The sequence below is a fragment of the Bacteroides sp. 3_1_23 genome (assembly GCF_000162555.1).
Lineage (GTDB): Bacteria > Bacteroidota > Bacteroidia > Bacteroidales > Bacteroidaceae > Bacteroides > Bacteroides ovatus.
In genome coordinates, this window is sequence record NZ_GG774955.1 from 792,841 (window position 1) to 801,707 (window position 8,867).

Annotated in this window: 10 protein-coding genes; 6 read left to right on the plus strand and 4 right to left on the minus strand. The window is 44.1% G+C overall.

Features of this window, described 5'->3' with window-relative positions; all coding sequences use genetic code 11:
• Positions 1-2 precede the first annotated feature (2 nt).
• The 6 genes from HMPREF9010_RS03865 to HMPREF9010_RS03840 all read left to right on the plus strand — a co-directional run bounded on the left by HMPREF9010_RS03865 (position 3) and on the right by HMPREF9010_RS03840 (position 5,023).
• Positions 3-1,244, plus strand: coding sequence for a sigma-54 interaction domain-containing protein (locus HMPREF9010_RS03865; protein WP_004304664.1), 1,242 nt, complete (start codon positions 3-5; stop codon positions 1,242-1,244).
• Positions 1,231-1,758 (plus strand): LptE family protein, encoded by a 528-nt coding sequence (lptE, locus tag HMPREF9010_RS03860; protein ID WP_004301888.1) that lies wholly within the window; start codon positions 1,231-1,233, stop codon positions 1,756-1,758. The genes HMPREF9010_RS03865 and lptE overlap by 14 nt, the downstream gene beginning before the upstream one ends.
• Before the next feature lie 5 nt (positions 1,759-1,763).
• Positions 1,764-2,537 carry a hypothetical protein gene (locus HMPREF9010_RS03855; RefSeq protein WP_008651009.1) on the plus strand — a complete coding sequence of 258 codons (774 nt, stop codon included), beginning with the start codon at positions 1,764-1,766 and terminating at the stop codon, positions 2,535-2,537.
• Between the two features lie 6 nt (positions 2,538-2,543).
• Positions 2,544-2,939 carry a preprotein translocase subunit SecG gene (gene secG, locus HMPREF9010_RS03850; protein ID WP_008651012.1) on the plus strand — a complete coding sequence of 132 codons (396 nt, stop codon included), beginning with the start codon at positions 2,544-2,546 and terminating at the stop codon, positions 2,937-2,939.
• A gap of 247 nt (positions 2,940-3,186) precedes the next feature.
• A complete protein-coding gene (locus tag HMPREF9010_RS03845) occupies positions 3,187-4,575 on the plus strand; it encodes an MFS transporter (protein WP_004301891.1) in 1,389 nt (462 codons plus the stop codon).
• Between the two features lie 97 nt (positions 4,576-4,672).
• On the plus strand, positions 4,673-5,023 hold the full coding sequence (locus tag HMPREF9010_RS03840; RefSeq protein ID WP_004301892.1) for a PqqD family protein: 351 nt from the start codon (positions 4,673-4,675) through the stop codon (positions 5,021-5,023).
• Between the two features lie 182 nt (positions 5,024-5,205).
• Here HMPREF9010_RS03840 and HMPREF9010_RS03835 read toward each other — a convergent pair whose 3' ends face one another.
• The 4 genes from HMPREF9010_RS03835 to HMPREF9010_RS26635 form a co-directional block, all read right to left on the minus strand.
• Positions 5,206-5,490 (minus strand): hypothetical protein, encoded by a 285-nt coding sequence (locus HMPREF9010_RS03835; protein ID WP_004301893.1) that lies wholly within the window; start codon positions 5,488-5,490, stop codon positions 5,206-5,208.
• Positions 5,491-5,526: 36 nt separating this feature from the next.
• Positions 5,527-6,594 (minus strand): DUF4831 family protein, encoded by a 1,068-nt coding sequence (locus tag HMPREF9010_RS03830; RefSeq protein ID WP_004301894.1) that lies wholly within the window; start codon positions 6,592-6,594, stop codon positions 5,527-5,529.
• Positions 6,595-6,666: 72 nt separating this feature from the next.
• Entirely contained in the window at positions 6,667-8,178 is a 1,512-nt protein-coding gene (locus HMPREF9010_RS03825; RefSeq protein ID WP_008651014.1) for a bifunctional ADP-dependent NAD(P)H-hydrate dehydratase/NAD(P)H-hydrate epimerase, read from the minus strand.
• A 261-nt stretch (positions 8,179-8,439) separates the two neighbouring features.
• Entirely contained in the window at positions 8,440-8,694 is a 255-nt protein-coding gene (locus HMPREF9010_RS26635; protein ID WP_032536597.1) for a transposase, read from the minus strand.
• Positions 8,695-8,867: the final 173 nt, after the last annotated feature.

Consider the following 8,867-nt stretch of genomic DNA (forward strand, 5'->3'; position numbering starts at 1 on the left):
TGATGACGAGAGCAGAGATACAACAAGTGAAACAGCGTTTCGGTATTATTGGAAATACTGAAGCATTGTCGCGCGCCATAGATGTTGCCATTCAGGTAGCTCCTACCGATTTGTCTGTGCTGATTACCGGAGAAAGTGGAGTCGGAAAAGAAAGTTTTCCGCAGATTATTCATCAATATAGCCGGAGGAAGCACGGACAGTATATTGCTGTCAACTGTGGTGCTATTCCGGAGGGCACGATTGATTCCGAACTGTTCGGGCATGAGAAGGGTGCGTTTACCGGTGCGATTGGCGAACGGAAAGGGTACTTTGGCGAAGCCGACGGTGGTACTATTTTCCTTGATGAAGTAGGGGAGTTGCCGATGCCTACCCAGGCGCGTTTGCTCCGTGTGTTGGAGAGTGGCGAGTTTATAAAAGTAGGTTCGTCCAAAGTGCAAAAGACGGATGTTCGTATTGTGGCAGCTACCAATGTCAATCTGACACAAGCGATTGCAGAAGGACGTTTCCGTGAAGATTTATATTACCGGTTGAATACGGTGCCTATCCAAATACCGCCTTTGCGTGAACGTGGTGACGATGTACTTTTGTTGTTCCGTAAGTTTTCCGCAGACTTTGCAGAGAAATACCGGATGCCTGCTATCCAGTTGACGGAGGATGCGAAGAAAGAGTTATTGGCTTACCCGTGGCCCGGCAACGTTCGTCAGTTGAAGAACATCACCGAGCAAATATCTATCATTGAAACCAACAGGGAGATCTCTGCTGCTATCTTGCAGAATTATCTTCCCGCACAAAATACGCAACGTCTTCCCGCGCTGATGGGAACGCGTGAGAGTAAAGGCTTTGAGAGCGAACGGGAGATTCTTTATTCTGTTCTGTTCGATATGCGCCAGGAAGTGGCGGAGCTGAAGAAGATGGTGCACAACCTGATGGCGGAACGTGCCGGACAGGTGGGGCAGGTAGGACAAGTGGGAACGGTGGTTACTACTCCGGTAGTGACGACACACCAGCCTTCGGTACCTGCGATCATTCATACCATGCAGCCTGCGGTTTGCAAGGATGATGACGACATACAAGACACGGAAGAATATGTAGAAGAACCTCCTTTGTCACTGGACGAAGTGGAAAAAGAAATGATACGCAAAGCACTTGAAAGGCATCACGGAAAGCGGAAGAGTGCGGCCAAGGACTTGAATATTTCCGAGCGTACACTTTATAGAAAAATAAAAGAATATGAATTGGATTAAGAAAATAATACGCCCTTTGTTACTGTTCGGCTTGCCGTTGGTAGTCATTGCGTGCACTGTTTCCTATAAGTTTAACGGATCGTCTATCAATTATGATAAGGTAAAGACCATTTCGATAGCCGACTTCCCGATCAAGTCGGAGTATGTGTATGCTCCGTTGGCAACCAAGTTTAATGAGGACCTGAAAGATATCTTCATCCGGCAGACCCGTCTGCAACTGCTCAAGCCGAGTCAAAATGCCGACTTGCAGATTGACGGAGAAATCACAGGTTACAATCAGTACAATCAGGCAGTATCTGCCGACGGTTATTCTTCGGAGACGAAGTTGACTATCACCGTCAATGTGCGTTTTGTCAACAACACCAATCATGCCGAAGACTTTGAACAACAGTTTTCTGCGTTCCGTACTTACGACTCTACCCAGTTGTTGACTGCCGTACAGGACGGATTGATTGCTGAAATGTCTAAAGAGATCACCGACCAAATTTTTAATGCAACTGTAGCAAACTGGTAATATAAATGACTTCTGTTAACTTTCAACAATGGATTCAGCATCCCGAGACGCTGAATAGGGATACTTTGTACGAACTGCGCAATCTTCTTGCGAGGTATCCGTATTTTCAGTCACTTCGTCTGCTGTATCTGAAGAATCTGTATATTCTCCATGATATTAGTTTCGGTGGAGAACTGCGGAAAGCAGTTCTTTACATTGCAGACAGACGGCAGTTGTTCCGGTTGATTGAAGGTGACCGCTATGATGTGCAGGCACGGAAAAAGGGAGTACCTCTCACGGAGGTGCTGAAAGACGAACCGTCCGTAGACCGCACATTAGCATTGATCGACGCTTTCTTGTCCACAGTACCCGAAGAGATGACTGCCCGGACCAGTTTCGACTATTCGATGGATTACACCTCTTTCCTTTTGGAGGAGACTCCGGCCACGGAACAGCCGGCTGAAGAAACGCCCAAACTCAAAGGCTTCGAACTGATTGACGACTTTATAGAAAAGAGCGAGAGCGACTCTCCCCTCTGCATGAAACCTTTAAGAGAAGAAATGCCATCTTCGCCAACCTCTTCGGACGAACTTACCGAAGAAGAAACGATGAAGGAAGAAGAGGAAGATGACAGCTGTTTTACGGAAACTTTGGCAAAAATCTATGTTAAACAGCAACGATATTCAAAAGCTCTTGAAATAATTAAAAAATTAAGCTTGAAATATCCAAAAAAAAATGCTTACTTTGCAGACCAAATCAGATTTTTGGAGAAATTGATTATTAACGCTAATTCAAAATAACTAAAAATGTACTTATTATTCGTTATCTTAATGGTTATTGCAGCCTTGTTGATGTGTTTCATCGTGCTGATTCAGAACTCAAAAGGAGGCGGACTTGCTTCTGGTTTCTCTTCATCTAACGCCATCATGGGCGTACGCAAGACTACAGACTTTCTGGAAAAAGCAACATGGGGCCTGGCCATCTTTATGGTTGTAATGAGCATTGCTACTGCTTATGTAGTTCCTCGTTCTGCAGTTGTTAAAGATGCAGTGTTGGAACAGGCACAGAAAGAACAACAGACTAACCCGTATAACTTACCCGCAGGTACGGCTGCGCCGCAAACTGAAGCTCCTGCTACCAATGCACCTGCTACAGAAACTCCGGCACCGGCTACTGAAACTCCTGCTCCTGCAGCAGAGTAATTCACTCCGTCGTCAGGTAAGACTTTGGGGTAAAACCATTAATGGGAAGGTGCAGACGGATGCTGCATTTCTTTGATATTTAAGTGCGGATTACGCAGATTACACGGATTTTCAATGTTCCGCGTGGTCAGTGTAATCCGCACTTAACTTTTTCTTGTAAAAACAATCTCTTTGTGATAGAAACAAACGAGATTTAACTACCTTTGTTGGCTGTATAAGATTATTAACTACTTTTTTAAATATAACAATGACAGAACATTTGAAACAGAAATTGAATGACTCCGCCGTACTCCGATGGAGTGTTCTAGCATTGGTCGCATTTACTATGCTATGCGGCTATTTCCTCACCGACGTAATGTCTCCTCTAAAACCCATGCTTGAGAAAGAACTATTATGGGATAGTCTTGATTATGGATTCTTCACAAGCGCTTACGGTTGGTTTAACGTATTCTTGTTGATGCTGATCTTCGGTGGTATCATTTTGGACAAAATGGGAGTTCGTTTCACCGGAATGGGAGCTTGCTTATTGATGGTGTTTGGTTGTGGATTGAAATACTATGCGATTTCTACTACTTTTCCGGAAGGTGCCATGCTCTTTGGATTTAAAACACAGGTGACGTTGGCTGCATTGGGATATGCTATCTTTGGTGTAGGTGTGGAGATTGCTGGTATCACTGTTTCCAAGATTATAGTGAAATGGTTCAAGGGCAAGGAAATGGCATTGGCTATGGGACTTGAAATGGCTACGGCACGTATCGGAACAACTCTGGCGATGGTATTGACAGTTCCTTTGGCAGACTTTTTCGGATCTACGGATGAGAGTGGCACATTCCATACAAATATTCCTGCTCCGATTTTGTTTTGTCTGATTATGTTGTGCGTGGGTACGATTGCTTTTTTCCTTTATACTTTCTATGATAAGAAGTTGGATGCTTCTTTGGATGCAGAGGGATTGGAACCGGAAGAACCGTTCCGTATGAAAGATATTGTGTATATTATTACCAATAAAGGATTCTGGTTGATTGCATTACTATGTGTATTGTTCTACTCGGCTGTATTCCCCTTTATCAAGTATGCTGCCGACTTGATGGTGCAGAAATATAACGTAGATCCGAAGTTGGCGGGAACGATTCCCGGATTGTTGCCGATTGGTGCGATTATCCTGACTCCGTTGTTCGGTTCGCTTTATGACCGTATCGGTAAGGGAGCCACATTGATGATAATCGGATCAGTGATGCTTATTTTTGTGCATACGATGTTTGCTCTGCCTATACTGAATATATGGTGGTTTGCTACTATCATCATGATTATATTGGGATTTGCCTTCTCGTTGGTGCCTTCAGCTATGTGGCCGTCTGTTCCGAAGATTATTCCGGAAAAACAGTTGGGTACCGCATACGCATTGATTTTCTGGGTACAGAACTGGGGATTGATGGGTGTTCCTTTGTTGATCGGATGGGTGTTGAATACTTATTGCAAAGGTCCGGTAGTAGACGGTGCACAGACTTATGACTACACGTTGCCGATGACTATTTTTGCTCTCTTTGGTGTACTTGCTCTGATTGTGGCTTTGATGTTGAAGGCAGAGAACAAGAAGAAGGGATACGGTCTGGAAGAGGCGAATATCCAAAAGTAACTGGGAAATTCAATACCTAAAGTAACAAAGGAATTTTGTATCAAGGTGTAAACAAAAGGGTATCAGTATGAATACTCTGAAATAAAAAATAAGAAGTATGGCTGCCAAAGAGAAAATCAACCTGTTAGAGGTCATTCCCTGTCGCAGTGAACATATTACAGCAGAAAGGGAAGGGGAGACAATTGTGCTCTCCTTTCCCCGTTTTAAATATCCGTGGATGCAACGCTTCCTTGTGCCGAAAGGAATGTCGAAAGAACTTCATGTGAAATTGGAAGAACACGGTACGGCTGTATGGGAACTGATAGATGGAAAACGCAATGTTCGTGAGATTATAGAAAAACTCGCAGACCATTTTCAAAATGAAGAGGGCTACGAGTCGCGTGTATCGGCTTATCTTTCTCAAATGCAGAAAGATGGATTTATAAAACTGGTGATACCAGTCGCATAAATAGGAATTTATATTTCACCACAGAGGACACGGAGGACACAGAGTTCTTCTCTCTCTTTCCGCAAGTAAAACAGAGCGATAAATACGATTCTCAATACGTGAGACTCTGTGTTACTCTATAGTGAATAAAAAAGATTAAACCTCTGTGTCCTCCGTGTCCTCTGTGGTGAATTTATTATTATTTATTTGATAAATACAGCCCAAAGTATGACGGCAATTGCTATCAGGACTCCCATGATAATAAGCGTTCCCCAAACAAAATAATTGCTGTCTTTCTCTTTCTTTTTCTCCGAGTCGTGGATGATACGTTCCATTTCTTCGGGAGTGGTATTGGGTAGTGGATAAGGTTCGTTTGCACGGTTTAAATGCTTCAACTTGTCGTTAGCACGTTCACGACGTAGGCGGGAAGCTTCCCGTCCCTCTTTTATTCGGCGTATCATGTCGAATGCATGTCCTTCACCAACCATATTCTTTGTTTTTTAGAAGTTCACTTTCTCGTTTTTCTATTTCCCTTCTTCTCTGTCCACTTTGAGCAATCCTCCCGTATTCGGATCAAAATAAACTTTGATGGTAGAATTCTTGTTGAACAAAACCGGAGCCAGATATTCTATCACACCAAATTGAGTAATAGGAAGTTCACCTTCGTAAAGTTTCTTTTTGCCGTCGGTCAATGTAACCATAGCTTGTCCGGGTACGTTGTAGGCGATTCCATCCAAATCTTTCTTCTTCTTACCATCTTCCTGTGGTATCTTGACCGATTTCAGGTCTTTCAGACTGATATAAAACGGAGTTCCTGCCAAATCATTGTTGGCAACTACACCTAACTTCTTCGAGAAGCGGAAAGCAACTTCATTGTTAAATTCCTTGTCAGGGGTAAGGCGGACAGTGAATGTTCTCTCTTCCTTGTTGCAGGTGCCGGAGAACATTTGCGTCATGGCTTCTTCCTGTGCATTCAGATTGTCGAGCATAATCTTAAGCTGTGCTCCGTCTGAAGGCATATTGTCAGCCTGTCCGCGCAATAAGGCATTTTTGCTTTCGCGGATGTTATAGATTTCTTTAGCCACCAGTTCGGCCATCTTGGCGGTAGAGCTAGCCATCAGAATCTCTTCGGTCAGGAATTCACGAGGATTTGCTTTCTTTTGGAGGACTGTGGGAGCGGGAGCGGCTTTTTTGCCTACACTGCTGTTGCTGTAAGGAACATTGATCGTTTTCACAATGCCATCCTCTGTCAGTTCCATGAGCGGTGCTACTGTCTTATCCTTCAATTTTACGAAATACGTCGTTTCGCTGTTGGGCACACCTACGGATTTCACTTTTACGCTAGTCAGTTCCCAGTACTCTTCAGGGTCGGCGGAGACATTGGTCAGTCGCAGGTAACGATCAGCATATTTGCTGAATTCTCCCGGAGTATAGTTGACTTTGTTGGCTTTTATTTCAAGTTCTATTTGGGTTTTGGGAAGACTGTAAACCACTCCATAGTCTTTTCCTCGGGTAACCCCTGTCAGTACTTCGGTTTGTGCATAGGCGGACGTTGTCATAAGTAGTCCTGCTGCTATAATCAACTTTTTCATATTCGGTTCTTTTTAACTGGTTTTGAAAACAAAGTTAATGAAGTTATTGAAAAAACTGTAAGTTCTTAACTTTTATTCGCTTACAAGTCGCCATGCTGTCGGCAGACAGGTGATAATATCGCTTGCGATCATTCCGATCATTCCTTGCTTCTTTTGAGCGACATCGCCCGCCAATCCGTGAATGTAAGTGCCGATTTTAGCGGATTCTTCGGTGGGATAACCTTGGGCAAGCAGCGCCAGGATTACTCCGGTCAGTACGTCACCGCTACCTCCGGTTGCCATTCCCGGATTTCCGGTTGGGTTGAAGAAATATTTACCTTCGGGGGTGATGATGGCGGAGTAGGCTCCTTTTAAAATAATGTGGACATGGGCGGCACGGGCCAGTTCGCAAGCCTTCATCAGACGTTCGTAAGCGTCCTGGCATTTGCCGGTCAGACGTTCCAGTTCTTTCGGATGCGGGGTGAGGATGGAACCCTTCGGCAGGTGGGTAAGGGCATGACGGTGGTTGGCGAGGATATTAAGTGCGTCGGCATCCACCACAACAGGAGCCTGGCAGTGTTCTAGTTGCTCCAACAAGGCAGCTTCCGTTTCCTCGTTTCGTCCCAGTCCCGGGCCGATGCCGACTGCTTGGTAGTCGTCCGTATCGGTAGGTACGGCAAAACAGGTTTCGTTGATGTCGGTTTCTACGATTGCTTCGGGTATGGAGGTCTGCAAGATGTCGTTGTTGCACATTGGTGCATGAACAGTCAGCAACCCTACTCCCGAACGGAGGCAGGCGCGGGCAGCGAGAACAGAGGCTCCTGCCATTCCTTTTGAACCGGCAATCAATAGTGCATGGCCGAAGTTCCCCTTGTGGGCAAACTGTTTACGTGGCTTGATGAGTGAACGGATTTCTTCTATTTCCAACATTTCGTAGTTAGTCTCCATCTCTTCAATACCGTCTTCGCTTAATTGGATATCCAGCACTTCCCATTCTCCGACAAATTCAGTGTTCTCTGCGAAAAGAAAGGCGAGCTTCGGCAGTTGCAGACTGAAAGTTACGTCGGCGCGGATAATATTAGCTTTTACGTTGAATGTATTTTCTTCTCCCATCAGTCCGGAAGGAATGTCGATGGCTACTACCATGGCAGGGGAGGAATTGATGTATTTCACTACGGCAGCGAATCCACCGCTCAACGGTTTGTTCAGGCCTGAACCGAATAATCCGTCGATTACCAGATGATCGGGCGTCAGGACGGGAGGTACGAATTGGGTACTGATTTCGTGGAATTTTACTTCTTCCATCATTTCTACCAGTTCTTTATTGGTCTGGCAGTCGGGTGAAAGTTCTCCTTTCGTGTTGAAGAGAAATACCTCGATTTTATATCCTTTTTCAGCCATCATGCGGGCTACGGCGAGAGCGTCTCCGCCATTATTCCCCGGTCCGGCAAAGATAGTGACCGGCGTTTCCGTATTCCATCTGTCTGTGATGGCTTTTGTTAATACGGTTGCTGCACGTTCCATCAGATCGATTGATGCAATAGGTTCGTTCTCAATGGTATAAGCGTCCAATTTCTTGATACTGCTGCTTGGAAATATTTTCATTGCGATGTTCTTTTAGTTTTCGGATTACAAATGTACATGATTCTTCTGACTTTTCCCGTTTGTTGTGGGAAGAAAACCATAATTGCAACTTTTAATTCATCATTAGTTCTATCTTTTGGTCAAAGAAATATCTGCTTTTGAACTATTAAGTGTTAGAATAACTCCGCCAAAAAATAATTCAATGCTGCACCATTATGAACTTACTTTTATTTCTCCCTGAAAAAGATTTCTGGTTCTTCGTCAAATTTGGTGGTACTTCTTCTATTGTGAATAAATAATCTTCGCTCTCAGTAGTTTAATTCCTGCCCTATTGTACATCTGTCTTTTTACCGCTTTAATTTTATTCACTGTCCCCTCCAGTAATCCGTTACTGAAGGGGATATCAATAGCTGCCTGTACTGCCTCCCAGTCTTTTTCAATACCATATGCAAAGTTCGTCAGTGCCATATTCCGTGTTGCCTTCGCTTTTTCAATCCACTTTCTAATATCCTTATCATAAGTGTTCCCATTAATCATATCTCTGAAATTCTGACACACGCTTAAAAAGTTCTTTAATCTGCGGTGAGGACTTATACAGTTCCGCTAGTTTAGGATTATCCGATTTCTCCCCTTTTAGTAATGTATTTTGCGTATCTGATTCTGTGAAACTCTCTGTATTTTACTTTCTGTTTTCTAATGCTCTCATTATG

Bases quoted from the DNA above. Each gene is read 5' to 3' on its own strand.
- HMPREF9010_RS03865 (WP_004304664.1), top strand. From the start codon at position 3: ATGACGAGAGCAGAGATACAACAAGTGAAACAGCGTTTCGGTATTATT.
- lptE (WP_004301888.1), top strand. From the start codon at position 1,231: ATGAATTGGATTAAGAAAATAATACGCCCTTTGTTACTGTTCGGCTTG.
- HMPREF9010_RS03855 (WP_008651009.1), top strand. From the start codon at position 1,764: ATGACTTCTGTTAACTTTCAACAATGGATTCAGCATCCCGAGACGCTG.
- secG (WP_008651012.1), top strand. From the start codon at position 2,544: ATGTACTTATTATTCGTTATCTTAATGGTTATTGCAGCCTTGTTGATG.
- HMPREF9010_RS03845 (WP_004301891.1), top strand. From the start codon at position 3,187: ATGACAGAACATTTGAAACAGAAATTGAATGACTCCGCCGTACTCCGA.
- HMPREF9010_RS03840 (WP_004301892.1), top strand. From the start codon at position 4,673: ATGGCTGCCAAAGAGAAAATCAACCTGTTAGAGGTCATTCCCTGTCGC.
- HMPREF9010_RS03835 (WP_004301893.1), bottom strand. From the start codon at position 5,490: ATGGTTGGTGAAGGACATGCATTCGACATGATACGCCGAATAAAAGAG.
- HMPREF9010_RS03830 (WP_004301894.1), bottom strand. From the start codon at position 6,594: ATGAAAAAGTTGATTATAGCAGCAGGACTACTTATGACAACGTCCGCC.
- HMPREF9010_RS03825 (WP_008651014.1), bottom strand. From the start codon at position 8,178: ATGAAAATATTTCCAAGCAGCAGTATCAAGAAATTGGACGCTTATACC.
- HMPREF9010_RS26635 (WP_032536597.1), bottom strand. From the start codon at position 8,694: ATGATTAATGGGAACACTTATGATAAGGATATTAGAAAGTGGATTGAA.